Source organism: Desulfolutivibrio sulfodismutans DSM 3696, from assembly GCF_013376455.1.
Taxonomy (GTDB): domain Bacteria; phylum Desulfobacterota; class Desulfovibrionia; order Desulfovibrionales; family Desulfovibrionaceae; genus Desulfolutivibrio; species Desulfolutivibrio sulfodismutans.
In genome coordinates, this window is record NZ_CP045504.1 from 2,034,516 (window position 1) to 2,058,734 (window position 24,219).

20 protein-coding genes are annotated in these 24,219 nt (G+C 63.2%); 9 read left to right on the forward strand and 11 right to left on the reverse strand.

Going from position 1 to position 24,219, the window contains the following annotated elements; translation table 11 throughout:
* Window positions 1-55 precede the first annotated feature (55 nt).
* Window positions 56-1,789: a 30S ribosomal protein S1 gene (locus tag GD606_RS09635; RefSeq protein ID WP_163302105.1), complete on the forward strand. Its 1,734-nt coding sequence runs from the start codon at window positions 56-58 to the stop codon at window positions 1,787-1,789.
* The gene (gene sppA, locus GD606_RS09640; RefSeq protein WP_163302106.1) at window positions 1,779-2,723 is read left to right on the forward strand and encodes a signal peptide peptidase SppA; all 945 of its coding nucleotides are present in this window, start codon (window positions 1,779-1,781) and stop codon (window positions 2,721-2,723) included. Before GD606_RS09635 ends, sppA begins: the two co-directional genes overlap by 11 nt.
* A gap of 99 nt (window positions 2,724-2,822) precedes the next feature.
* On the opposite strand, the gene GD606_RS09645 is transcribed toward sppA, so the two are convergent.
* Together GD606_RS09645 and GD606_RS09650 are read right to left on the reverse strand one after the other, a co-directional pair.
* Window positions 2,823-5,402, reverse strand: a complete 2,580-nt coding sequence (locus GD606_RS09645) for a PEP/pyruvate-binding domain-containing protein (protein WP_163302107.1) — start codon at window positions 5,400-5,402, stop codon at window positions 2,823-2,825.
* 27 nt (window positions 5,403-5,429) lie between these two features.
* Window positions 5,430-8,345, reverse strand: a complete 2,916-nt coding sequence (locus GD606_RS09650) for an insulinase family protein (RefSeq protein ID WP_163302108.1) — start codon at window positions 8,343-8,345, stop codon at window positions 5,430-5,432.
* 496 nt (window positions 8,346-8,841) lie between these two features.
* Between GD606_RS09650 and GD606_RS09655 the strand changes: the two genes are divergently transcribed.
* Together GD606_RS09655 and GD606_RS09660 are read left to right on the forward strand one after the other, a co-directional pair.
* A complete protein-coding gene (locus tag GD606_RS09655) occupies window positions 8,842-9,873 on the forward strand; it encodes an OmpA family protein (protein WP_211922159.1) in 1,032 nt (343 codons plus the stop codon).
* A gap of 82 nt (window positions 9,874-9,955) precedes the next feature.
* Entirely contained in the window at window positions 9,956-10,837 is an 882-nt protein-coding gene (locus GD606_RS09660) for a LysM peptidoglycan-binding domain-containing protein (RefSeq protein WP_163302109.1), read from the forward strand.
* A 93-nt stretch (window positions 10,838-10,930) separates the two neighbouring features.
* On the opposite strand, the gene GD606_RS09665 is transcribed toward GD606_RS09660, so the two are convergent.
* A complete protein-coding gene (locus GD606_RS09665) occupies window positions 10,931-12,112 on the reverse strand; it encodes a geranylgeranyl reductase family protein (RefSeq protein ID WP_163302110.1) in 1,182 nt (393 codons plus the stop codon).
* A 158-nt stretch (window positions 12,113-12,270) separates the two neighbouring features.
* Here GD606_RS09665 and GD606_RS09670 point away from each other — a divergent pair, with 158 nt between their 5' ends.
* Both GD606_RS09670 and GD606_RS09675 read left to right on the forward strand, forming a co-directional pair.
* Window positions 12,271-12,948, forward strand: coding sequence for an HAD family hydrolase (locus GD606_RS09670; RefSeq protein WP_246299042.1), 678 nt, complete (start codon window positions 12,271-12,273; stop codon window positions 12,946-12,948).
* Entirely contained in the window at window positions 12,945-13,454 is a 510-nt protein-coding gene (locus tag GD606_RS09675; RefSeq protein ID WP_163302112.1) for a YybH family protein, read from the forward strand. Before GD606_RS09670 ends, GD606_RS09675 begins: the two co-directional genes overlap by 4 nt.
* Here GD606_RS09675 and GD606_RS09680 read toward each other — a convergent pair.
* The 3 genes from GD606_RS09680 to malQ form a co-directional block, all read right to left on the reverse strand.
* Entirely contained in the window at window positions 13,423-14,088 is a 666-nt protein-coding gene (locus GD606_RS09680; protein WP_163302113.1) for a class I SAM-dependent methyltransferase, read from the reverse strand. The genes GD606_RS09675 and GD606_RS09680 overlap by 32 nt on opposite strands.
* A gap of 246 nt (window positions 14,089-14,334) precedes the next feature.
* The gene (locus GD606_RS09685) at window positions 14,335-15,081 is read right to left on the reverse strand and encodes an SAM-dependent methyltransferase (RefSeq protein WP_163302114.1); all 747 of its coding nucleotides are present in this window, start codon (window positions 15,079-15,081) and stop codon (window positions 14,335-14,337) included.
* 168 nt (window positions 15,082-15,249) lie between these two features.
* Window positions 15,250-16,752, reverse strand: coding sequence for a 4-alpha-glucanotransferase (gene malQ / locus GD606_RS09690; protein WP_163302115.1), 1,503 nt, complete (start codon window positions 16,750-16,752; stop codon window positions 15,250-15,252).
* A gap of 438 nt (window positions 16,753-17,190) precedes the next feature.
* On the opposite strand from malQ, the gene GD606_RS09695 reads away from it, so the two are divergent.
* From GD606_RS09695 to clpB, 3 genes are all read left to right on the forward strand, one after another.
* The gene (locus GD606_RS09695) at window positions 17,191-18,204 is read left to right on the forward strand and encodes a DnaJ C-terminal domain-containing protein (RefSeq protein WP_163302116.1); all 1,014 of its coding nucleotides are present in this window, start codon (window positions 17,191-17,193) and stop codon (window positions 18,202-18,204) included.
* Between the two features lie 15 nt (window positions 18,205-18,219).
* Window positions 18,220-18,534 (forward strand): chaperone modulator CbpM, encoded by a 315-nt coding sequence (locus GD606_RS09700; protein WP_163302117.1) that lies wholly within the window; start codon window positions 18,220-18,222, stop codon window positions 18,532-18,534.
* 61 nt (window positions 18,535-18,595) lie between these two features.
* The gene (gene clpB / locus GD606_RS09705; protein ID WP_163302118.1) at window positions 18,596-21,196 is read left to right on the forward strand and encodes an ATP-dependent chaperone ClpB; all 2,601 of its coding nucleotides are present in this window, start codon (window positions 18,596-18,598) and stop codon (window positions 21,194-21,196) included.
* Between the two features lie 296 nt (window positions 21,197-21,492).
* On the opposite strand, the gene GD606_RS09710 is transcribed toward clpB, so the two are convergent.
* From GD606_RS09710 to GD606_RS09730, 5 genes are all read right to left on the reverse strand, one after another.
* Complete coding sequence (locus GD606_RS09710; protein WP_163302119.1) at window positions 21,493-22,410, reverse strand: AEC family transporter; 918 nt, start codon at window positions 22,408-22,410, stop codon at window positions 21,493-21,495.
* A 223-nt stretch (window positions 22,411-22,633) separates the two neighbouring features.
* Window positions 22,634-22,993, reverse strand: coding sequence for a type II toxin-antitoxin system RelE/ParE family toxin (locus tag GD606_RS09715; RefSeq protein ID WP_163302120.1), 360 nt, complete (start codon window positions 22,991-22,993; stop codon window positions 22,634-22,636).
* The gene (locus GD606_RS09720; protein ID WP_163302121.1) at window positions 22,980-23,270 is read right to left on the reverse strand and encodes a type II toxin-antitoxin system Phd/YefM family antitoxin; all 291 of its coding nucleotides are present in this window, start codon (window positions 23,268-23,270) and stop codon (window positions 22,980-22,982) included. The genes GD606_RS09715 and GD606_RS09720 overlap by 14 nt, the downstream gene beginning before the upstream one ends.
* 163 nt (window positions 23,271-23,433) lie before the next feature.
* A complete protein-coding gene (locus GD606_RS09725) occupies window positions 23,434-23,757 on the reverse strand; it encodes a helix-turn-helix domain-containing protein (protein ID WP_163302122.1) in 324 nt (107 codons plus the stop codon).
* Window positions 23,754-24,194, reverse strand: a complete 441-nt coding sequence (locus GD606_RS09730) for a type II toxin-antitoxin system RelE/ParE family toxin (RefSeq protein WP_246299044.1) — start codon at window positions 24,192-24,194, stop codon at window positions 23,754-23,756. The genes GD606_RS09725 and GD606_RS09730 overlap by 4 nt, the downstream gene beginning before the upstream one ends.
* Between the last annotated feature and the right edge of the window lie 25 nt (window positions 24,195-24,219).

A 24,219-nucleotide genomic window follows, 5' to 3' on the forward strand; every position in this document is an offset into this window, starting at 1 on the left:
CTTTCTGGTAGGAAGCTAAATCCTTTCAAGGAGAGATCGCGTTGGAGGTTAACCCATGGAAAAAACAGCGGAAATGACAAATGAACACAGCAACACCCCGGAGATGGAGGTAAATTTCGAGGCCGCCCTTGAAAATTACCTGAATGAAGACTTTGGGGACATCGACGACGGCACCATCGTACCCGGCGTTGTCGTTCGGGTGGGCAAGGAGCACGTCCTGGTGGACGTCAACTTCAAGTCCGAAGGCCAGATTCCCGTCTCCGAGTTCACCGACCCCGAGGGCAACGTGGACATCAAGGTCGGAGACCAGATCGACGTCTACGTGGTGCACAAAAACGAATCCGAAGGCACCATCTCGCTGTCCCGCGACCGGGCCAAGCGGATGCAGCTTTTTGATAAGCTTGAGGAGCTCCAGGAAAAAGACGACGTCATCACCGGCCGCATCGTACGCCGCATCAAGGGCGGCTACACCGTGGACCTGGGCGGCGTCGAGGCGTTTTTGCCCGGCTCCCATGTGGATCTGCGCCCGGTTCCGGACATGGACGCCCTGGTCAACCAGGACTTCGAATTCCGGGTTCTCAAGATCAACCGCCGCCGCAGCAACGTCATCGTGTCCCGTCGGGTTCTTCTCGAAGAACGCCGGGATTCCATGCGCCGCGACCTGCTCAAAACCCTGGCCGAGGGCCAGACGGTCACCGGCAAGGTCAAAAACATCACGGAATACGGCGTGTTCGTGGACCTTGGGGGCCTGGACGGACTCATGCACATCACGGACATGTCCTGGAAGCGCATCAAGCATCCCAAGGAACTGGTGCATCTGGGCGACGAACTGGAACTCAAGGTTCTGTCCTTCGACCAGGAAAAGCAGAAGGTCTCCCTGGGCATGAAGCAGCTGGTGGACGATCCCTGGCAGAACATCGGCGACAAGTATCCCGAGGGCACGCGCCTTTCCGGCAAGGTCACCAATCTGGTGGACTACGGGGCCTTCGTGGAGCTTGAGCCCGGCGTCGAGGGACTGGTCCACATCTCCGAGATGTCCTGGACCCGCAAGCTGCGGCATCCGTCCCAGATGGTGCATGTGGGCGACGAGGTCGAGGTGGTGGTGCTTGGCGTCGATTCCGACAAAAAGCGCATTTCCCTTGGCATGAAGCAGGTCCGCCCCAACCCCTGGGATGTGGTGGCCGAGAAGTACCCCGAGGGTACGGTGCTTGAGGGCACGGTGAAAAACATCACCGAGTTCGGCATCTTCATCGGCATCGAGGACGGCATCGACGGCCTGATCCACGTTTCGGACATCTCCTGGACCAAGAAGATCCGCCACCCCGGCGAGCTCTTCAAGGGCGGCGACACGGTGCGGGCCAAGGTGCTCACCGTGGACAAGGAGAACGAGAAGTTCACCCTGGGCGTCAAGCAGCTCTCCGAAGACCCCTGGACCAAGGTGCCGGACAACTATCCGGTGGGCACCGTGGTGCATGGAACGGTGACCAACATCACCGACTTCGGGCTGTTCGTCGAGGTTGAGGAGGGCATCGAAGGTCTGGTGCACGTCTCCGAGATCAGCCGCAAGAAGGTCAAGACCCCGGCCGAGGTGTACAAGGAAGGGGACGAGATCGAGGCCAAGGTCATCCATGTCAGCGCCGACGAGCGCCGCCTTGGACTGTCCATCAAGGCCACCAAGGAAGAGGAAGACAAGCGCAAGGCCAAGGAATTCCGCACCGCCGGGCCCAACGACACCGGCAGCAATCTGGGCGAACTCTTGCGCCAGAAGCTGGAAGAGGATGCCCAGTAACCGGTCCTTTCCCAGTCGGCGTCCTGCGCTATTTGTTGTGCTTTTGATCGTGGCGGCCGTGGCCCTCCTTCTGGGGGCCAGGGCCGTCACGTCTTTTTTTTCCGATGACGAAGGCGGCGGCCTGTTCGCGGTCAAGGCCCGCCTCGGACTGGTGCGCCTGGAGGGCTTTCTGGGCGACGCCGAGCCCGCCGTGCGCTTCATCAAGGAACTGCGCGAAGATCCCACGATCAAGGGGGTCATCCTGCGCATCAACTCGCCCGGCGGGGCCTTCGGACCGTCCCAGGAAATCTACCAGGCCGTGGCCCGCCTGGCCGCCGTCAAACCCGTGGTGGCCTCCATGTCCACGGTGGCCGCCAGCGGCGGCTACTACGCGGCCTGCCCGGCGCAGCGCATCTTCGCCAACCCGGGCACGCTCACGGGCAGCATCGGGGTCATGGCCCAGTATCCCAACGTCCGCGAGCTGTTGGAGAAAATCGGGGTTTCCTTCGAATCCCTGGCCAGCGGCGACCTGAAAACCGCCGGGTCGCCCTTCAAAGAGCTCAAGGAGGCCGACCGGGCCTACCTGGAAGGCATCGTCACGGACTTAAACGCCCAGTTCCAGCACGCCGTGGCCGCCGCCCGCAAACTGTCCCCGGAATCCGTGGCGGTCATCGCCGACGGCCGGGCCATGACCGGCGAGCGCGCCCTGGCCCTGGGGCTGGTGGATGAGCTCGGAGGGCTGGAGGAGGCCGAGGACTATCTCAAGGCCGAGATCGGCCTGACGGGCCAGAAGACGCCCACGGTGGCCGGGCCCAAACGGAAACGCGGAGCGCTGGAGTGGCTTTTGGGCGCGAGATCCGTACTCGACGCCGGGGACGCGGCCGCCCTGTCCCGGCTTTTCGCCCCGTCAGGGGAGTCCGGCGGCCTGCCCGAGGTGCTGGCCACGGGGCGGTAGCGGCAGGACGGCGGGGCTGGAGTCAGGAAATGCCTCCGGCGGCCAAAGGGGCATGGCCCCTTTGGAAACCCTTCCTGGAATCCACCGGAGAGGGCGGACCTACCCCCGCTCGAAGCTGTAGTTGCCCTTGAAAAACTCCTCCACGTACCACTCGATCTGGCCGTCGTCGGCCAAAACCATGTCCAAAAGCCGCACCGACCCCAGAAGCCGCCCGATAAGGTCCAGCTTCTCCTCCATCACGGGGCTGACGTACTTGGCGATGGTGCCCTTGACCATGTCGCCCTTTAAGCGCGTGCGCAGGCCGATGCGCTTGAGGATGGCCGCAATCAGCATGGCCCGCCGGGACCGGCGGCCGATGTCCGCCGCGCCGCCCTTGAACGAAAACGTGATGTAGTTGTCGTTGACGTTTAGGCCGCAGTAGGTGTCCACGGTGGCGAAGTGGTAGCCCAGCCTGGAATTGAAGTTCAGATATTCCTTGGACACGGCGGCATAGTTGGGACCGCCCATGCGTTCGTCCTGGGCCGGCCCGGCCATGGCCGACTCGGCCACGATGTTCATGAACCCCTTGATATCCACCCCCACCGCCCCCACCCAGCGCACGTTGGGATGGGTCATGCCCTGGAGCAGGGCCCGAAACGGCACGGACACGATGTCGGCCAGGGTGCATTCCTGGGAGCAGTTGGGCGCAAACCCGCCGCCGAGATCCACGGCGTAGATGCGCATGGGAAGCGGCGCTTTGACCCGCAGGGCAAAGGATTTGTCCACGCTCAAATTTTCGTTGATGCGGAACATCTCGCGCATGGACAACTCGTGGGAAAAGCGGATCACGTCGTGCAGGGTGCGGCAGTTCTCGGGGCTGAAATCCTCCCGCTCCGCATCCACCAGGTTCAAAATGGCGATTTTTTTCAGGGCCGAGCGCGCGGTCTTGTAGGTAGGGCTGCCCTTCATGGGATTGACGGGCTTTTTGCGCTCCAGGATTTGCTCCACCCGGCCGCCGTAGACCAACCGGCTGGTGGCGTCCACGGTGATCTCGGCCCCATGGGGGATGGTCGTCGTGCCGGAACCGGTGCCCACCAGGGTGGGAATGCCGAATTCCCGGGCCACCGAGGCCATATGTCCGGTGACGCTGCCCACGTCGGTGACGATGGCCCGCACCCGGCCCAGAAGCGACACGTAGCGCGGCGAAGTCTGGGGGGCGATGAGGATGGACCCTTCCGGAACATTGACCAGGGTGTGGTCCGAGGTGACCACGAAGGCGGGACCGGCGGCCTTGCCCCGGGCGGCCGTGCAGCCGCCGCGCAAGAGCACCGGGAACCCGGGAACCTCCTCGCTTGGCGTGGCGTGCTCGTCGGGGCAGGTCTCGTCCTCGCACAGAAGATCCAGGTTGAGCGGCCGGGCCTGGAGGATGATCAGCCGTCCCTCGCCGTCCAGGGCCCACTCGATGTCCAGGGGGCGGCCGTAATGCCGCTCCAGGCGCAGGCCGTACCCGGCCAGGGTGGCGATGTGCTCGTCGGTGAGGCAGCGTTCGTTGCGGATGTCGGCAGGCACGGTCTCGGTGGTCAGCCCGCTTTCTCCGCCGCGCACGACGCGCGTCTGTTTGTCGGCCACGCGCATGGCCGTGGGGTGCAGGGTCTTTTTCTCGACCTCGTAATAGTCCGTGGCCGAGGAGCCGTCCACCGCGCCGATCCCCAGCCCCCATACGGCATTGATGAGGATGACGTTTTTGCGGGTGTCGTTGGGGTCGCGGGTATACATGACCCCGCTGGCCGCTGCGTCCACCATGGTCAGGCACAGGGCGCTCATGACCACATGGTCGCAGGGGTAGCCCTTGCTGCGGCGGTAATAAACCGCCCGGGGGTTGAACACGCTGGCCACCACCTCCTTGTAGGCGGTGACGATGTCCTCGGGCCGGACGTTGAGCACCGAGGAATGCTGTCCGGCGAAGCTCGATTCCGAATCCTCGCTTAGGGCCGAACTGCGCATGGCCAGGCGCACGCCCGGGCCGTATTCGCGCGCCAGCTTGTCCGCCTCCAGGCGCAGGGCCGCCTCAACCTCCGGAGGCAGCGGGGCCTCAAGCACCAGCTTGCGGGCCTGTTCGGACAATTCCAGCAATTTTTCCGTGTCGTCGATGTTCAGGCCCCGCAGGAAACGCCCGGCCCGTTGGAAGATGCGGTTTTGCCGCAAGAACTGGTAGCAGGCGTAGGCCGTGACCGCGAACCCCCGGGGGGTGGGCAAGTGCACCCGGTTTTTGACCTCGCCCAGGCTTGCGGCCTTGCCGCCCGTCTCCGAGGCGTTTTCCAGGCTCAGGCTTTCCATGGACATGGTGGGGGCCGTGGGCTCGATCTCCTTTTTGCGCACCAACTCCTGCAAAAGGCTGATGCCGATGCGCTCCACGGCGTCGAAGAGCTCCGGATAGCGTCCGTCGGACAGGGCGTTTAAGTCTTCGGCAATGTCATAGACCACCTTGAGCAGAAGCTCGGTGCGGTCCAGAATGTACTCCAAGGTGAACGGTTTTTCTCCGTAGCAAATCCCCTCGATGTCGGTGATAAGCTCCAGGGCCATGTTGTTGCCCGCCAAAAGACTTTGAAAATACTGGTACTTCTTTTTAAAGATGTCTTTTTCCGGGGCGGCGCCGTCCAGAAGGCCGCTTTTGCGGAACAGGTGGAACAGGTTGAACATGTCATGGCCCTCTTTTCAAAGTCTGGGTTACAGCGCCGTGGTCATGACCATGGCAGGCAGTTCCGCCTGCATGGCGGCCAGGGCCTCGCGAGACCCCAGGGCCACCACATGGGCGTCTTCCATGGCCTTTGAAAGTATCTCGCCGAAATGGCGGAAATCATCAAGGGTCGTGGCCAGGATTTCCCGGCGCATGCGTTCCCGTCCGGGCTCGTCGTCCCCGGCCAGGATGCGGCCCATGGCCGCGTTGCCCTGGGCGTCGGGCAGCATGTAGGCGTCCAGGTCGCCGATGGCCCCGACAATGGCCTGCTCCATCTCGTCGGCCGACAGGTCCACGCTGCGCAGATAGTTTCCGGCCTCGCGAAAGACCTCCAGGGTGCGCAGGGTGCCCGGGTCGCGGTAGGACACGAAGGTCATGGGGCCCGCCAGCCGGTCCAGGGCGCAAAAGGCCCCATAGGCCCCGCCGCGTACCCGCACCCGGTCCCACAGATAGCCCATGCGCAGATGCCGCGAGGCCACCATGGACGAACCGTGAAAGACATATCCCGCCTTGGCCAGGTCCACGCAAAGGCCCACGAAGTTGACCTGGGCCGGGATGACGATCCCTTCCTGGCGGGGCAGTTCCCGTGGCTCCCACACCGCCGGGGGCGTGCTCCCGGCGGGCAGTCGGTCGAGCAACTCCGCCAGGGCCGGGCGAAAGGCCGCGAAGCGCTCCGCATCCAGGGTCACGTTGGCCACGGCCCCGCCTTTGGTGATCACAATGTCCCGCAGCCGGGCCAGGTCGCGGGCCACCCCGTCCCAGTCGTCCTGGATGCGCGCGCACAGCTTGCGCAGGAAAAAGAGATGCTCCACGCCGCGCATGCGCTCGGCCGCCCAACCGGCCCGGCCGAACCGGGCCCGCAGCCGGGAGGAGGCGGCGGCATGTCCCGACGGGGCCAGCCGCCGTTCGGCCCGGGCCTTGGCCTCAAGGGCCATCTGGGACAGCCGTTCGCGATTGTCCAGGCGAGCGCTGCCAAGGACGTCGGCCAAGATGCCCAGAAAATCTCCGACCTTGTCCATGGTGGCCTTGCCGCGCACAAAAAGCCTGGACGCGGCCTCGCGGTCGGCGGGCCGATCCTTGATCGAGGTCAAAAAGACGTCGCGGCCGATGCCGCCGGTCTTACGGGCGATGCGCCGGGTCAGGGACACGAAGTCCTCCCGGGCCGTGCCGGTTTCGAGCAGCCCCCGACCGAAAAACGGAACCAGGGGCAGAAGATCCTCGGGCACGCCCGCGATGTCCAACCCCAGTTCCAGGTAGACGATGCCGCTGGTTTGCAGATCGTGGAACAGGACGGAGGCCCCGGCGGCCTCCCCGGCCTCGGTGGGCAGGATCTTGTTTTCGGCAGGCAGGTCGGACACGCCCAGGCGGGGGATCATGGCCAGGGCCTCGGGGGAATCCGGGGTGTCATGCACCTGGCGCAGGCTGGCCTGGGCCTTTGCCGCCCGGGCCAGCCCCTCGGGCCCGAGCTCCCTGGCCTTCTCCGCCAATTCGGCGGCCTCTTCGGCCTCGGTGCGGGCGCCAAGCTCGGGGTCCGGGGTCAGGACCAGGGTCAGGCGATGGGGATTTTCCAGAAAAAAGGTGGCGATGGCCGCCTCGAACACCCTTTCGCCCCGGGCCAGTCGCTCCTTGACGGCCGCCAGGGGGGCCTCGAAGCACACCCGTTCCAGGGGGTCGCCGCCATGCAGCCAGGTGGTCAAGGCGCGCAGCATAAGCGACAAACCGCGTGGGAAGGAGCCGGTGTTGTTCTCGCGCAGGGCGAATTCCAGGGAATTGACGGCCGCCTCCACGGCCTCGGCCTCGATGCCGTCCCGGACCAGCCCGTTCAGGGTGGAAAGGACCAGTTCCTCCACCCGCGAGGCGTCCTCCGGATCGATGCCCTTTAAGCCCGTGGAAAAGGACATCTGCTTGAGTTCGGCCTCAAGGCCTCCCCCGGCCAGATCCTCGCCCAGCCCCGAGTCGATGAGGGCCTTGCGCAGGGGCGACGACGACATGCCGATCAGGATATGCTCCAGGATCTCCAGCACCAGGGCGGTTTCCGGATCCTGCGCCCCGTGCAGCAGCCAGTTTATGGTCACGAAGCCCTTGGCTGCCTCGTCCTGGCCTGCGGCGTAGGGCATGCGGGCCAGGCGCGGTTCGGGAAAGGGCGGCTGGTCGGCCACGGCCGAATCCGTGGCCTGGGGCGCAAAGGCGTCGAGATACGGGGCGATGAGCTCCAGCCGTTTGGCCGGGTCGTCGTCGCCGTAAAAAAAGAAGCGGGCGTTTCCGGGATGGTAATACCGGCGGTGGAACTCCCGAAAGGCCTCGTAGGTCAGCCTGGGGATGACCCTGGGATCGCCGCCGGAATCCACGCCGTAGGTGGTGTCCGGAAAAAGCAGGCGTTGGGAATACTCGGACAGGACGCTGTCCGGGGACGAATAGGCCCCCTTCATCTCGTTTAGGACCACGCCCATCCGGCGCAGGGCCCCGGACTCGTCCACCTCATAGTGCCAGCCTTCCTGCAAAAAGACGTGCTCGGGGATCAGCGGAAAAAAAACGGCGTCGAGGTAGACGTCCACCAGATTGTAAAAATCCTGGAGATTGGCGCTGGCCACGGGATAGCAGGTCTTGTCCGGATAGGTGAAGGCGTTGAGGAAGGTCTGCAGCGACCCTTTGAGAAGCTCCACAAAGGGTTCCTTGACCGGATATTTGCGCGAGCCGCACAGGACCGAATGTTCAAGGATATGGGGCAGTCCGGTGGAATCCGCCGGGGGGGTTCGCAGGGTGACGCCGAACACCTTGTTTTCGTCGTCGCGGGATATGGAGAGGATCTCGGCGCCGGTGGCGTCGTGCCGGTAGAAAACGGCTGTGGCGTCGTATTCCGGGATGGTCCGGGTGAAGATGCGGGTGAAACCGGGCGCGTTGGACATTCTTCCTCCTCGTGGGGCATGGGGAAACGGGGTCTCGTCAAAGGACGGGCCTTTGCGGCCGTGCGCCGCCGGTTGGGACGTTATCCGAAAAACTCCCGGGCAACCATAGCCAAGACGCCGCCCTCCTGCTGCGGGTCGCCGGATGCAAAATATTGAGCCCTGAATGAGAAAACCGGGAATTTCAAACTTGAATTTTTTTTAATGTTCGCGTAATGCTCAAGGCGTGCGGGGGGGTCGGCTCACCGGCCGCCATCGGGGCAGGCTCACGGATTTGGCGGAAAAATGTGCCGCAGCCAGCATTAAATGGCTTGCCTCTCCGCATGAAAAGCGTTAATCCTTATTCGGCGTGTCACCTCCGCGCCGGGGCGTTTTTTCCATCGAACGCCTGGAAATTCAGGATCCAGCCCAATCTGTGCGCGGGCAGGTCCACGTCGTGAGGGTGGTTAGGCTAAGGCGTGCATTTCAGATGTAAAGAAAGCGAGGAAGGAGGAGCATCATGAAGAAATTCAATGTTGTTGTAGTGATGCTGATCGCCCTGGTGTTGGGGATGGTCGGCCCGGCCGCGGCGAAAAAGCAGGTTCCGAAGGTGGACAATTTCATTTTCTTTGTCGACCATTCGAGTTCCATGGCGTTTTCCTACAAGGGACAGCGTTACGTGCAGTTTGGCGGCGTCTCCAAGATCATGATGGCCAAATCCCTGGCCCGTGAACTCAACAACATGATTCCCGAACTGGGCTACAAGGCCGGCCTGTACACCTTCGCCCCGTACAAGGAATACGCCCCGATGGCGCCGTACGCCAAGGCCACCCTGGCCCCGGCCATCGAGAAGATCAAGACCGACTACGAGATCTACGGCCGCCTGACCCCCATGGGCTGGGGCCTGGAAGACCTGGACAAGCTGCCCATCTCCACCCTGTCCGGCAAGACCGGCGTGTTCATCTTCTCTGACGGTGACTCCAACCGCGGCGTGGATCCCGTTGCCGTGGCCCAGTCCCTGAAGGGCAAGTACGGCGACAAGCTGTGCTTCTTCATCGTCGACCTGTCCGACAACAAGCATGGCCAGGAAGTGCTGAAGGCCATCGCCGCCCTGGGCGGCTGCAACTGCATCGAGCTCGGCGAAGAGCTGCTTCGCAACGAAGCCGCCCGCGCCAAGTTCCTGGAATGCGCTCTGTACACGTGGATCGAAGACGAGATCGTGATCTTCCGCAGCATCTACTTCGACTTCGACAAGTACAACATCAAGAAGGAATTCGTGCCGGTTCTGGAAGAAGGCGTGGGCATCGTCCAGGGCAAGCCGAAGACCCAGGTGATCCTCGAAGGCCACACTGACAGCGTTGGTTCCGAGCAGTACAACATGGGTCTGGGTCAGCGTCGCGCCGACTCCGTCAAGGCCTTCTTCGTGAAGAAGGGCATTGACGCCAGCCGCATCGAAGCCATCAGCTTCGGCGAGTCCGACCCCGTCGCCACCAACAAGACCGCTCAGGGCCGCGCTCTGAACCGCCGTTGCGTGATCAAGTTCAAGAACTAGCACGCCGGACTAAGCGTCCAAACAGCCAGGCGACTCCTTTGGAGTCGCCTGGCTTTGTCTTTTCCACCCAAGGTTACCCCGCATGAAAAGCAAAACTGCCCTTGCCGCGAGCGTTTTCTTTCTCCTGGCGTCCGGCCCGTCCATGTCCGCCGTCAGGGTTCTGCCTGTGGGCGCTCCCTTCCCGGCCATCGTCATCGAACAGCCCAAACAGGAATACGTGGTGAAAAGCGGCGACACCGTCGCGGTCATCGCTAAAAAATTTTCCGTGGCACCGGCCGATCTGATGAAGGAAAACAAGATCACCGACGCCAAAAAGCTCAAGGTCGGCCAAAAACTGACCATCTCCGTCCCCGGGAAGGCCCTGGGGAGCGCCGCATCCGATGTCGGCGCAACGCAGGCCGCCGTACCAACCCCCAAGGCCGGCGAGGTCAAACCCTACACCCCGGAAGGGAAACCCGACGCCAAAGCGGACGCGAAAGCCAAGGCAGAGGCCAAAGCCGACAAGAAGGCCGGAACGGAGCCCGGAACGGTCCAGTCCCCCGCAGCTGCGACCCCGCCCGTCGCCTCCAGCACCGCCTCCCGCCATGTGGGCAAGACCGGCATCATCGAAAACGACACCGACGTGCCCAAGGCCATCCGCGAGGAATTCCAGGCCTATGCAAAAAAATGGCTGGACATGTCCGACGAACTGGCCGTCGGCACCCCCACCAACAAAAAAATCCGCCAGGTCGGCGGCAAGTGGGAATGCAGCTACCGGGTGATGCTCAAGGACACCATGGGCTCGGAGGTCAAGCGCGTGTATTACGACCACACGCCCTACGTGGGACACATCACCTATCAGATCATCTCCTACCGATGCGAGGCCCCGACCAAGGATGCCGCCCTCAAGGGCCCCTTCGAGGAGAAGGAGGAAAGCGTGCGGGAGATTTTCAGCTATTCCGGCAAGGACAAAGCCTGGCGCTAAACCATCCCTATTTTGCAGCAAACGCCCATCCCTGCCCTCCCAAAGGGGGCGAAGATGGGCGTTTTGTTTTGATCTCCTGGCGATCCGCAGCGATCACCCGGCGCGCCCCGGACCTGCCGCCCGGCGCCGCAACCAGCGGTAGGAGCGCACCCCGTGGGCCATCTCCACCAAACGCTCGCCCCCCAGGCGCAACAGGCACCACAGGGGCAACGGCCCGAAGCGCAAGCTGAAAAATATGGCCTGCCGCAGGCGCAGGGAGCCGGACAGTTCAGGGTAGATGTCCTGGCGCAGCCCGGAAAGATAGCCTTCGCAGGCGTCTTTGCCGGACAGCCCGGACAGGACCGCCAACGCGGCAAGTTCGCCGCTGCGCAGGGCATAATAGAGGCCCTCGCCAAAGAGGGTCTCCACCAACCCGGCCGCATCTCCCGCCAAAAGCGCCTGTTGATGCACCGGGTGGGTCAAAAAATTGCCGTAGGGCAGAAGATGGGCCTTGCAGCAGCCCAGAAAACGACGCGGCAGGCGCAGGAAATCCAAGAACGCCGCGAATTCCCGGCGCATGGAGGCGCCCTTGCGTGACGCAAGCCCCCCCAGCCCCACCACCGCATGGGCGCCATGGGGAAAAACCCAGCCATAGCCCGTGCGCACAAATCCGGAATAGACCGTGGGATAGTTTTCGCGAAGATCGGGATGAGCCGCGGTGATATCCGGATCGTCGCGGCGCACCTGGCATTCCAGGCCCATGCCCATGTTCGCCGCAAACGCCGCGCGCGGCAGGGGAAACGCCCGGCGCACTACGCTGGCCGCCCCGTCCGCGCCGATGAGGAACCGGCCCTGGTAGCGGTCCCCGCTCTCGGTGACCACCTCCCCCCGGGTGGCGTCCGCCGCGGTCACGACCTCGCCGCTGCGAAATTCCGCCCCGGCCTCTCTGGCCCGGTCCAGAAACCAGGCGTCGATAACCCGCCGGGAGACAAAATAAAAGGGATGGAACAGATCCGAGCAGGCCAGGGTCATGCCCTTGTGGCGGATGCGGTAGCGATCCGCCCGGTGCTCGATGACGCCGCGCGCCAGAAGCGCCTGGGGGCCCATGCCGTAGATCCGTTCCACGAGGTCCGTCGTCTTCCAGGTCAGAAGCCCGGCGCACAGCTTGTCCCGGGGAAAGGATGCCCGGTCCAGGACCATCACCCGGGCCCCGGCACGGGCCAGCACGTAGGCCGCAGCGGACCCGGCGGGCCCGGCCCCGGCGATCACGGCATCGTAGCGCTTGTCGTCTGTCATGGCGGTGAAACATCCCGTGCTGTTGCTCCGGGCCGGGCCGGGTTGAGTTTGCCGGGACATGCGTCTACACCAATCCCGGTCTGCAGGGGACTCCCCCCGCCCGCCCCGGCCGCACGACGACGGCGGGCGGGCCACACAAACGCCACATGGATGACTGCGTGCCGCAAAGACAGAGGAAAATCAACGCCGTGGTGTTCGATTTCGACGGCACCCTGGCCCACCTGGTGATCGACTTCGAGGCCATGAAGCGGCGGGTGGCGGATATCGCCGCCAAATGGCTGCCCATGCGCCCCGAACCCGACGGATTGCCCGCCCTGGAATGGATCGATGCCCTGCGTCGTGAGGTGGAGACCGTTTCCCCGGGAGACGGATCGGCGTTTTTTCTCGCCGCCCATGCCGATGTCCAGGCCTTGGAGGTCGAGGCCGCCGCGCAGGGTGGACTTTTCCCCTTCACCCGGGACATGCTGGCGCAACTCTCCAGGCGCGGGGTGGGCACGGCCATCATCACCCGCAACTGCGCCGCCGCCGTGGCCATGGTCTTTCCCGACGCGGCCGACTATTGCCGGGCGGTGCTGGCTCGGGAGGCCGTGCCCCGGGTCAAGCCCGATCCCGGCCACCTGTTGGCGGCCCTGGACATCTTGCGTGTGCCGCCCGGAGAGGCGCTCATGGTGGGGGACCATCCCCTGGATGTGGAGACCGGCCGTCTGGCCGGGACGCGCACGGCCGGGGTGGCCAGCGGGCGGGTGTCCCGGGAGGAGCTTGGCCGGGCCGGGGCCGACCACACCGCCGACGACGCCCGGGAACTGATGGAGACCCTTTTCGGGGAGGGGACATGAGACCGGCACTTTTCGGACTGGCGGCGGCGCTTGTGCTTCTGGCCTGCGCGCCCTCGCCGCCTCCTGCGCCGCGCTACGGGTCGGCCGACGAAAAAAGCATCGCCACCCTGCTTGAGACCTACGTCAAGGTCTGGAACGCCGGGGACGAAAAGGCCATCCTGCGCCTCTACGCCACCGACGCCCGCATGGTCGCCCGGCTGGTCCACGACCACAAGGTGCTTCGCAAAAAGGATCTGGCCGAGAATCTGGCCTACATCCTCAAGGAGCAGGCCCGGGCCGGACTTGTGCTTGAGCTGCAAAAACCCCTGCAGGTAGAGGTCAAAGGCGAGACGGCCACGGTAAAGGCGCTCTTGCGCCTGTCCTACACGGACCAGGGGCGGCCCGTGAGCATCCTGATGGATCAGGAACTGGCGCTGCGCCGGGAGCAGTTTTTCTGGCGCATCGTGCGCGAACATCCCAATCCGGTGGGCGCGCTTACCCCGGAACAGACGCCGACCGGTCCATGACCGCCAGGGCCGCGTTGCCGAACAAAAAGCGGTGGACAAGACGCACCCCGCATTCCCGGCACACCGCGTCCAAAAATCCCGGCAGTCCGCCCCGGACCATGAATTTCCGATAATTCCCGAAATGCCTCGCCCCGGCCGACCATTCAGCCGCGAGCACCCCCATCCGGGCCGCCCGGGCCAGGCCCGTCCCGGGGGAAACGTAGTCCGCCACCATCACCAGCCCGCCTGGCCGCACCACCCGCCGCATCTCGGAAAACAGGCGCACAGCCTCGTCCCAGGGCATCTCGTGCAGGGACAGGGCCACCACCGCCAAATCAAAAGACGCCTCGGGAACCTCCAGGCTGGTCGCATCCATACGCGCAAAGCGCGGCCCAGCGCCGCCAGGGACCATCCGTCCCCCCGGCGGCCGATCAGCCCGGGCCAGCATGGATGGCGACAGGTCCACGCCCAGCGTGTCAACGCCCATGGCGGCCAGCATCCAAGCCTGGCGTCCCGTGCCGCAGCACAGGTCCACGGCCCGCCGCGCCCCGACGTCCTGCGCCAGACGGCACACGGCCCGGCGCATGGGGTCAAGAAACGGCGCGGTGACCAGATCGTAGATCGGGGCCATGCGGGCATAGGGGTCGTGCGTCATGGACAGCGCCCCTGTCGGGCATCTCTTTGAAACAGTTTGTTCATTTTATTCAGCGTGACATTGTCCCATGAAACCGGAGCGTCCGCTCGGTTGCGGGAGATCGCTTCTTTACAGTATCCGGCGGGAGAATGCATTTGTTTAAGAATGTTCCGTCATTCAACAGAAACGCACACGTCAACCAGCCTCCGCGTGTCGCTCCGCCGCCCCAGGCGGTGACACTCCGCCGGATATCAAAGCGGCCTCACATCACCGCGCCATCAGCGCAAATACGCCCCATCCAAGGAATTCACGCGAGTACGCGGCGTAGCGTTTTGGCTCCACGGTCAGTTTGGCCCGAACCTCTTTCGCGAAGTCGTCGTCGGGATTCGCTTCAAGCCATCGGCGCATGGTGAGCCATTTGGCCGCCTCATACCTATCCCAGCCATCTTGGTCGGCCAGAACCATTTCCACAACATCGTAGTCAAGGTCGTCGAAAGACGCGAGAAGTTCCGGAAGCATGAGAAAATCGGAAATGGAATCGGCAAGGCATCCCTTGGCGACGTCTTCCGTCGAAGGGAACTGCCGCCAGTAGGGCTCGCCGATGAGGATGATTCCGTTGGCATCAAGGCTCTTCGCCAAAAGCTCGATGGTGCCGGAGACTCCCCCACCGATCCATGTTGCGCCGAGACAGGCCGCCACACCAACCTTTTCGTCAGCGACGTAGCCGACAGCGTCGCCATGGATGAACTCGACCCGATCGGCGACGCCGAGTTCTTTCGCGCGGAGTTTTGCTTGCTCGGTGAACAACTGGCTCATGTCGACGCCGACGCCGACGATCCCGTAATCGCGTGCCCAGGTGCACAGCATCTCGCCCGAACCGCTGCCGAGGTCGAGCACACGAGTCCCCGACTCCAGGCGCAACGCCGCGCCGAGTGTGGCGAGCTTTTCCGGCGTAAACGGGTTATGGATGCGATGAGCACTTTCGGTGATGGTAAAGATGCGTGGGATGTCCAATGTAGGAACTCCTTACGAGACAACAAAGGCCTCGTAAAATGTCGTTCTCCTGGCGTGGTGTTTCATAAATTCACATATGTTTTATGTGTCTGAAAACCAAGATTCGGGTTTTTCCGAGGCCATGACCTCAATGTACTGCGGACTGATTTTCCGAGCGCGGCACGAGCGTCAGTGATTTCGTCCGTACAGCCCCGTCACGTAGGCCAGAAACGCCGCCAGACCGTCGGTCAGGCGTTGTTCGTCCACCCGCCAGGACCAGTTGCCCTTGGCCACGGACGGCTTGTTCATGCGCGCCTCCTCGCCCAGGGACAGGATGTCCTGCATGGGCAGGATGGCCGTGTTGGCCACACTCATCATGGCCTGCCGGATCAGGATCCAGGGGGCCTCCAGGGCGCCGAACTCCCGACCCAGATAGTCGAAAAGAACGCGGCGGCCCTCCTCCCCGGCCTCGGACTCGAACCAGGCCCGGGTGGTGGTGTTGTCGTGGGTGCCGGTATAGACCACGCTTGACGCCTCATGGTTGTGCGGCGCGTCGCGGTTTTCCGCGATCTCCGGGCCAAAGGCGAACTGCAGGATCTTCATGCCCGGGAATTCGAAGCGGTCCTTGAGTTCGCGCACCTCGGCGGTGATGACCCCCAGATCCTCGGCGATGATCGGCAGGGTCGGGAAGCGGTGCAAAAGCTCCCGAAAAAGGGCCATGCCCGGGGCCTTGACCCACTGGCCGTTGACCGCCGTCGTCTCCTCGGCCGGAATCTCCCAATAGGCCTCGAACCCCCGGAAATGGTCCAGGCGGATGAAGTCGTAGAGCCTAAAGGCGTGGCCCAGACGTTTCGTCCACCAGGCGAACCGGGTGGCCTCATGGGCGGGCCAGTCGTACACGGGATTTCCCCACCGCTGCCCCGTGGCGCTGAAATAGTCCGGCGGCACCCCGGCCACGAACAGGGGCTGCCCCTCGGCATCAAGCCGGAAAAGCCCCTGGTTGGACCACACGTCGGCGCTGTCCTGGGTCACGTAGATGGGGGCGTCGCCGATGATCAGGATGTTGTTGTCCGCTGCGTAGCGGCGCACGTCCTGCCACTGCCGGGCCAAAAGATACTGCACAAAGGTCACGAAGCCCATGGCCTCGGCCCGCTCCCGGCGCACGTCGGCCAGGGCCGCGGCCTCCCGGGTCCGCAGCTCCCGGGGCCAGCCCGTCCATTCCTGGCCGCCGCGGGTGTCCTTGATGGCCCGAAAAAGCGCGTATTCCTCCAGCCAGAAGGCGTTTTCGGCCAAAAACGCCGCAAACCACGGGTCGCCCTCAAGCCCTTCCCGGCATCTCTCGAAGGCCAGGCGCAAAAGCCCCATCTTGAAGGCCTCGGCCCGGTCGTAGTCGGCCGTCATCGGATCGTCCTGGACGAACCCCTCGATCTCGCCAGGCTCCAGGTAGCCGTCCTCCACCATCTTCTCCGGGCTTATCAGCACGGGATTTAGGGCAAAGGCCGAATCGCCGCTGTAGGGCGAGTTGCCGATAAACGTCGAGGTGGGGGTCAGCGGCAAAATCTGCCAGTAGGACTGGGCCGACCTGGCGCAAAAATCGATGAACCGGCGGCTGGCCGGGCCGAAGTCCCCCACGCCGAACCGCGACGGCAGGGACGTGATATGGAGCAGGATGCCGCTTCCTCTGCGTTTCATGTGGCCTCCAGGAAAATGGTCTGCCGCCAGTCTACCCGGGGATGGGGCCGGGGGCAATGCTTGCGCCGCAACCCGTCGGCAGGCCACGCCAACCCCCGTGTTGGCACGCTCCCCGCCGGACTCGCGTCCGGTCCAGTCCCGGCCGCCGCAGCTCGGCTTGAGCCCCCCCGGGAGAGGGCTAACCACCCGGAGTGCGGCCTCCGTATCCGCTGTACGGTGACGCCCGTTCCGGATGGCTCGCGCCGCTCCCCCCTGCCGCCGCCCCGCCAGGGAACATCTGGTGAAGAACCCCGGCCAGGTGTAGTATCGCGCCAGCATGGGCCGATCCCGGCCGCGAGGACGGGAAATCGTTTGATATGCTTGACGGAATTTCGGCCAGCCTTATTATGTAAACTTGCCGGGACACACGGCCGGAAAAAAAGGGGAGACGCAGCCGCCATGAGCGTGGAATACAAAGACTATTACAAGCTTCTGGGCGTGACCAAGGCCGCCAGCCAGGAGGAGCTCTCCAAGGCGTTCAAAAAGCTTGCCCGCAAGCACCACCCCGACCTCAACCCCAACAACCCCGACGCGGAGAAGAATTTCAAGGAAATCAACGAGGCCTACGAGGTCTTGAAAGACCCCGAAAAGCGCAAGCTCTACGATTCCCTGGGCCCCAACTGGAAGGACGGCCAGAACTTCCAGCCGCCGCCGGGATACGGGAACGCCCACTTCCATTTCGGCGGCGCGGGCGGCCCCGGAGGCCAGCAGTTCGACGCCGGATCATTCAGCGACTTCTTCGAGACCCTTTTCGGCGGCGCGGCCGGGGGCGGGGCGCGGTTTCACGACGCCTCGGGCTTTTCCGGAGGCGGGGGCGGCTTTAGCGGGTTTTCGCGCGGGGCCGCGCGCGGCCCGGCCCGGGGCCAGGACGTCACCGCCACCCTGGACCTGACCCTGGAGGAGGCCTACCAGGGCGGCTCCAAGGCCATCAGCCTTCAGGAGCAGACCATCCGCCCCGACGGTTCCCCGGCCATGCAGACCAAGACCCTAAGCGTAAACATCCCGTGCGGGGTGCGCGAAGGGGCCAAGATCCGCCTGTCGGGCCAGGGGAGTCCGGGCACGGGAGGCGGCCGGGCCGGGGATCTGTACCTCAAGGTACGCATCCTGCCCCATGCCCTTTTCAAGCTCGAAGAACACAACGTGGTCCTGGATCTGCCCCTGACCCCGTGGGAGGCGGCGCTTGGGGCCACGGTGCGGGTGCCCACCCTGGACGGGCATGTCGATCTGAACATCCCGCCGGGCATGGGCAGCGGCAAAAAGCTGCGCATCCCCGGCAAGGGGCTGTGCGGCAAGACCCGGGCCGACCAACTGGTGCGGATCATGATCCAGGTTCCGGCCGCACCCACGGATCAGGAGCGCAAGCTGTGGGAAAAGCTGGCCAAGGCCTCGACCTTTTCGCCCAGAACCTTCTAGGCCCCCGGAGACGCCATGGACATCACGCACGTCATACACGCCGCGGCGCCTGCGCGCTCGGGGCACATCACCTGGACCGAGGTCATCGAGCTGACCGGCCTGCACCCCTCCACCCTGGGCGAACTCATCGACCTGGGCTGGATCACGCCGGTGATCATCCGGGACGAGTCGTTTCTCTTCAAGCCCGGGGACATCTACCGCCTGCGCAAGCTGGACCGCATTGTGCGCGATTTCGAACTGCCGCTTCTCGGCGCAAGCATCATCGTCGATCTCTTGGAGCGCATCGAATATCTGGAAAACAAGGTGCGCGAGCTGGACCGTCTGTTGTGACCGGAAGGGAGAGCCGTCCCGGCCATGCCGGACAGAATCTTTCTGAAAGGAGCAATCGAATATGGATATGAACGCCTTCACCCAAAAATCCCAGCAGGCCCTTTCCGAGGCCCAGGCCGCAGCCGTGCGCCTGGGGCATCAGCAGGTGGACGCCGAGCATCTGCTCCTGGCCCTTTTGCAGCAGGACCAGGGCCTTGTGCCCAGGCTTCTGGAAAAGGCCGGCTACGACGCCGGTTCCTACACCGCAAAGCTCGAAGAGGAGCTGTCCCGCCAGCCCCGGGTCAGCGGCCCGGGCTCAAGCCCCGGATCCATCTACGTCACCCCGCGCCTAAACGAAGTCCTGGTCCGGGCCCAGGATCTGGCCAAGAGCCTCAAAGACGAATACGTCAGCGTGGAGCACGTCTTCCTGGCCCTTCTCGACGAACCGCCCAGCACGATCATCGGCCGGATCAACGCCGCCTTCGGCGTGGACAAAAACAAGATCCTCACCGCCCTGACCGCTGTTCGCGGCGGCCAGCGGGTGACCTCGGCCGATCCCGAGGCCACCTACGAGGCCCTCCAAAAATACGGCCGCGACCTGGTGGAGGAGGCCAAAAAGGGCAAGCTCGATCCGGTCATCGGCCGCGACGAGGAGATACGCCGGGTCATCCGCATCCTGTCCAGGCGCACCAAGAACAACCCCGTGCTCATCGGCGAGGCGGGCGTGGGCAAGACCGCCATCGTGGAGGGCCTGGCCGGGCGCATCGTCAAAAAGGACGTGCCCGAGGGCTTAAAGGAAAAGACCATCTACGCCCTGGACATGGGCGCGCTGATCGCCGGGGCCAAGTACCGGGGCGAGTTCGAGGAACGCCTGAAGGCCGTGCTCAAGGAGGTGCAGCAGTCCGAAGGCCGCATCCTGCTTTTCATCGACGAGCTGCACACCATCGTGGGCGCGGGCAAGACCGAGGGCTCCATGGACGCCGGGAACCTCTTAAAGCCCATGCTGGCCCGGGGCGAACTGCACTGCATCGGGGCCACCACGCTGGACGAATACCGCAAGTACATCGAAAAAGACCCGGCCCTGGAACGGCGCTTCCAGCCCGTGGTGGTGGACGAGCCGACCGTGGAGGACACCATCTCCATCCTGCGCGGCCTGAAAGAACGCTTCGAGGTGCATCACGGCGTGCGCATCAGCGACTCGTCCATTGTCGAGGCCGCCGTGCTCTCCAGCCGCTACCTGCCCGACCGGCAGTTGCCGGACAAGGCCATCGACCTCATCGACGAGGCCGCGGCCATGATCCGCACCGAGATCGACTCCCTGCCCGCCGAACTGGATCAGGCCAAGCGGGAGATCATGCGCCTGGAGATCGAACGCGAGGCGCTGCGCAAGGAGACGGACAAGGCCTCCAAGGAGCGGCTGGCCAAGCTGGAAAAGGAGCTGGCCGACCTCAAGGAGGGACAGGCCGCGTCGCTGGCCCAGTGGGACAAGGAAAAATCCGCCGTGGAGGACATCCGGCGCATCAAGAGCGAGATTGAGCGCACCCGGCTTCTGGTCGAAGAAGCCGAACGCAACTATGACTTAAACCGCGCCGCCGAGCTGAAATATTCCACCCTGGCCACCCTGGAGCGGGAGCTTGCCGAACGCGAGGAGCGCATGGGGGCCAAGTCCGGCGTGGCGCGCATGATCCGCGAGGAGGTCGGCCCGGACGACGTGGCCTCGGTCATCGCCCGCTGGACAGGCATCCCGGTCACGCGCCTGCTTGAGACCGAACGCGAAAAGCTCCTGCATCTGGCCGAAAAGCTGCACGAACGGGTCATCGGCCAGGATCAGGCCGTGACGGCCGTGTCCGACGCGGTGCTGCGCGCCCGGGCCGGGCTCAAAGACCCCAACCGGCCCATCGGCTCGTTCATCTTCCTGGGGCCCACGGGTGTGGGCAAGACCGAGCTGTGCAAGACCCTGGCAGCGGCGCTCTTCGACACCGAGGAGAACATGGTGCGCCTGGACATGTCCGAATACATGGAACGGCACACCGTGGCCCGGCTTATCGGCGCGCCTCCGGGCTACATCGGCTACGACGAGGGCGGCCAGCTCACCGAGGCCGTGCGCAGAAAGCCCTATAGCGTTGTGCTTTTCGACGAGATCGAAAAGGCCCACGGCGACGTGTTCAACGTGCTGTTGCAGATCCTCGACGACGGCCGTTTGACGGATTCGCACGGCCGCACCGTGGATTTCAAGAACACCATCATCATCATGACCTCGAACCTGGGCTCGAACATCCTGCTCGACGGCATCCGCCCGGACGGCGACTTCGAGCCGGGCGTGCCCGAGCGGGTCATGGAGATTCTGCGCGGCCATTTCCGGCCGGAGTTCCTGAACCGGGTGGACGAGATCGTGCTCTTTAAGCCGCTTCTGCGGGACCAGATCGGCAAGATCATCGAGCTGCTCATGTCCGGGCTGCGGGCCCGGCTGGCCGAACGCAAGATCAGCCTGACGCTGACCGACGCGGCCAAGGCCCATATCGTGGAGGCGGCCTATGACCCGGTCTATGGGGCCAGGCCGCTTCGGCGCTACCTCCAGGCCCATGTGGAGACGCCGCTGGCCCGGGCGCTCATCGCCGGGGATGTGGCGGATGGGCAGGACGTGGCCGTGGATGAACGGGATGGAGGGCTTGCGTTCGTGTAAAAAGAAAGAGCCGGGGCGGCTGCCCCGGACCCCGCCCGGGGGAAATCATTTCCCCCGGAACCCCCTGATATCGGCCGCATCTCTCTGGCGCAAAGCGCCTGGGAATGCGGTCGAAGTGTTTGGGGGGGAGATGGGGGAAGGTACACAGAAAACTAGATGCGTAGGGCAGATGAAATTGAGTCGGGCATTTCGGTCTGGGGGATTTCTACGTCGGGCGGCGTGGGAACACGACGCAGGTGGTTCGAGTGAGGAAAGGTTTCCCCCGCTTGTCGGAGATTTTCCAACCGAAGGATTTGCTAACTGACCAGAGCCAGTGTGAGCAGGGAGAGTAGAGTGGAATAGACAATGGCCAAACCGATACTGTCTGGATTGACGCGATATTGGACCGCCAGGACAAACGGCATGGCTCCGCAAGGACCAGCGCTGGTTAACATCAGCGTATCCTTTGAAACGCCTTCAGGAAGAGGGATCCATAGAATGGCGGTCCAGATCAACACTGGAAAAAGAATCAGTTTTAAAGACATGATGGATAACGCGCAGACATCAATGCGTTTCTTGATATTGGCAGCAATTATGATGCCGAGCGCGAACATGGAGGTTGGTGCAGCCGCTTTGCCCACAAAATCAGTATACGTATGAAATCCATCATGTAAGTCTATATGAAAGAAGTTGACAAGACAACCCATGCATATGGTGATGACAATCGGGTTGGTGATCAGCTTTTTTGCTGTATTGAGATAACTTTCTTGGCGATTACGGAGCAGCTCCATCACAACGGTCATGCCGCCAAAAAGAACAATTGTATCATCGACAATGATAAAGGTAATGAGTTCAGCAGCTTTTTTTCCGTATAAAATGTTCGCAATCGGAAGAACAAAGAAGGCGTGGTTCACAAAGCATGCAGCCATAGCGAGAAGCAACGATTCTTCAAAACTACGTTTGAGAAAATATCGACATATCATAGTGCCGCAGAAAAATATAATAGCTTCGCAAAGAAGATACACGAGTGGCAGGCGCATGCTCATATTGCTGAAATCAGTGTTGGTCAGCAGTCCGAACAGTAACGCGGGCATGCCCACATAGAAGACGAATTTATTGATTGCCTGCGCATTGGCGGAATCAAATAGTTTGCACTTGGCAAAGAAAATCCCGACAAGCAGGACCGCGCAAATCGGAAAGATCGGATTGAGAAGGGTAGATACAAAGAGAGACATATCATTACCTTATCTGCATGAATCCAGCTTCAACAAACGGTACAGAGATAGTATTTGCCTGACACCGCCGTCCCCGGCAGGGTAGCGATCAGCCTGCTTCCATCTCCTCTCCGCTACGGGCTCCTTGAGGGAACTCGGCCTCCATAAATCGCCGCACGACGACAGCCCCCCATGCCGTTCCCCGGCGCAGCCGTGGAGAACCTTTCAATCCCTCCGCCGCGTTTCACCCCGAAACAGGCGGCATGAGCAGCCGCTCCCGCAAGAGCTCGGTGAAGTTGCGCCGCCCGTCGGCCACGACATGGATGTACACTTCGCGGGCCGCCTTGTTGACCTGGTAGATGACCCGGTACGGCGCGACCTGGATTTCCCGATAGGAGAGGATGTTGACCCGCTGCAATTCCGGCGGGATACGCCCCCGGTCGGGAAGCTCCTTCAGGCTGTCGCGCGCCCTGACGAATTTTTCAAGAATCGCCTCGGCGATGTCCGGGCCGTCGTTTTCAGACAGAAACGCGAAGATACCCCGCAGGTCTTCTTCCGCGCGGCGGGTGAACCCGACCGCCCAGGCCGCGTCATCCCCGGCCATCGCGCTTCTCCGCGATCATCGTACGGATGTCGGCAAAGACCGCGTCCGCATCGCGAACCTGCCCAGCCTCCACATCACGCGCGCTGTCCGCCAGCATGCGCAAGAGCGCCAGACTTTCCTGCATCTGGTCGTAGGCCTTGACGTTCATCACCACGGCCTTGGCCTCGCCGTTTTGGGTGATGACCATGGGATTGCCCGTTTCGGCAACGGTTTCAATCAGTTGCTTCGCATTGTTCTTGAGCCAGGAGATGGGCTTGATATCCGAATGCAGTTGCATGCGCCCTCCACAGGGGAAAAATTACGACTGAATTTAGGGTATCTGGTTCGCCGGACAGAATCAAGAGCCGTGCTGCGGGGGGGGCCGGGTTCAGGCGCACATCCTGGTACGCCTGAAGGCCTGTCGGGATGGATCGGTTGCGAACGAGACGCACGCTACGTGCTCAGGCAGGCGCGCCATCGCGAATGACCGCCTGCCGCTTCCGGAACGTGACGTTCACCTCCACGGTCGTGTCCAGCCGCCCCAGGATCGTGATCAGGCGATCCAGGGAGAACCGCGCCAACCGGGCATTGCGGATGCGGGAAAATTCGGAATGGGCGATACCCGTCAGCCGCGCGGCCTCGCGGGTGGAAAGCCCGCGATCATCCAGCGTGCGGACGATCCTGGCCGCCAGCAGCGCACGTGCCTGCAAAAGGCCTGCGCCCTCATGTCCAAAATCCTGGAAGGCGTTGCCGCTTCCCCTGACAAGTTCCAGATCATCGTTCATCGTAATGCCTCCTGAAGCCGCCGCAGACGCTCCCGGATGAGGTTGATCTCCGACAGGGGCGTTTTTATCCCGTGTTTCGATTTCTTCTGGAACGCGTGCAGCACCCAAATGTCCGAATCGATTTTCAACGCATAGACCGCACGGAAAGCGTCACCCCGATGGCGCAGGGCCAGTTCGAAGACGCCGCCGTCCAAGCCCTTGAGCGGCTTGGCCACTCCCGGGGTCACGCCATCCGCCACCATGGTCAAAGCGCTCAGGATATCTGACTGGACATCCAAAGGGAACGTCTCGAAATCCTTGCGAGCAGCTTTGATCCAGGAAACCGGCCGTGTCAGTTTCATATAAGGTGTGTTGGCAGATTTGTCACCATTTGGCAAGGCAGGCGCGAAGCGCGACAGAGTTTTTTGAAGGGGGTCCAGGGGGAAACTTTTTTGCAAAAAAGTTTCCCCCTGGCCGCCGGAG

Excerpts from the sequence above, each read along its gene's own strand:
- GD606_RS09635 (WP_163302105.1), top strand. The coding sequence starts at position 56 with ATGGAAAAAACAGCGGAAATGACAAATGAACACAGCAACACCCCGGAG.
- sppA (WP_163302106.1), top strand. The coding sequence starts at position 1,779 with ATGCCCAGTAACCGGTCCTTTCCCAGTCGGCGTCCTGCGCTATTTGTT.
- GD606_RS09645 (WP_163302107.1), bottom strand. The coding sequence starts at position 5,402 with ATGTTCAACCTGTTCCACCTGTTCCGCAAAAGCGGCCTTCTGGACGGC.
- GD606_RS09650 (WP_163302108.1), bottom strand. The coding sequence starts at position 8,345 with ATGTCCAACGCGCCCGGTTTCACCCGCATCTTCACCCGGACCATCCCG.
- GD606_RS09655 (WP_211922159.1), top strand. The coding sequence starts at position 8,842 with ATGAAGAAATTCAATGTTGTTGTAGTGATGCTGATCGCCCTGGTGTTG.
- GD606_RS09660 (WP_163302109.1), top strand. The coding sequence starts at position 9,956 with ATGAAAAGCAAAACTGCCCTTGCCGCGAGCGTTTTCTTTCTCCTGGCG.
- GD606_RS09665 (WP_163302110.1), bottom strand. The coding sequence starts at position 12,112 with ATGACAGACGACAAGCGCTACGATGCCGTGATCGCCGGGGCCGGGCCC.
- GD606_RS09675 (WP_163302112.1), top strand. The coding sequence starts at position 12,945 with ATGAGACCGGCACTTTTCGGACTGGCGGCGGCGCTTGTGCTTCTGGCC.
- GD606_RS09680 (WP_163302113.1), bottom strand. The coding sequence starts at position 14,088 with ATGACGCACGACCCCTATGCCCGCATGGCCCCGATCTACGATCTGGTC.
- malQ (WP_163302115.1), bottom strand. The coding sequence starts at position 16,752 with ATGAAACGCAGAGGAAGCGGCATCCTGCTCCATATCACGTCCCTGCCG.
- GD606_RS09695 (WP_163302116.1), top strand. The coding sequence starts at position 17,191 with ATGAGCGTGGAATACAAAGACTATTACAAGCTTCTGGGCGTGACCAAG.
- GD606_RS09700 (WP_163302117.1), top strand. The coding sequence starts at position 18,220 with ATGGACATCACGCACGTCATACACGCCGCGGCGCCTGCGCGCTCGGGG.
- clpB (WP_163302118.1), top strand. The coding sequence starts at position 18,596 with ATGGATATGAACGCCTTCACCCAAAAATCCCAGCAGGCCCTTTCCGAG.
- GD606_RS09710 (WP_163302119.1), bottom strand. The coding sequence starts at position 22,410 with ATGTCTCTCTTTGTATCTACCCTTCTCAATCCGATCTTTCCGATTTGC.
- GD606_RS09715 (WP_163302120.1), bottom strand. The coding sequence starts at position 22,993 with ATGGCCGGGGATGACGCGGCCTGGGCGGTCGGGTTCACCCGCCGCGCG.
- GD606_RS09720 (WP_163302121.1), bottom strand. The coding sequence starts at position 23,270 with ATGCAACTGCATTCGGATATCAAGCCCATCTCCTGGCTCAAGAACAAT.
- GD606_RS09725 (WP_163302122.1), bottom strand. The coding sequence starts at position 23,757 with ATGAACGATGATCTGGAACTTGTCAGGGGAAGCGGCAACGCCTTCCAG.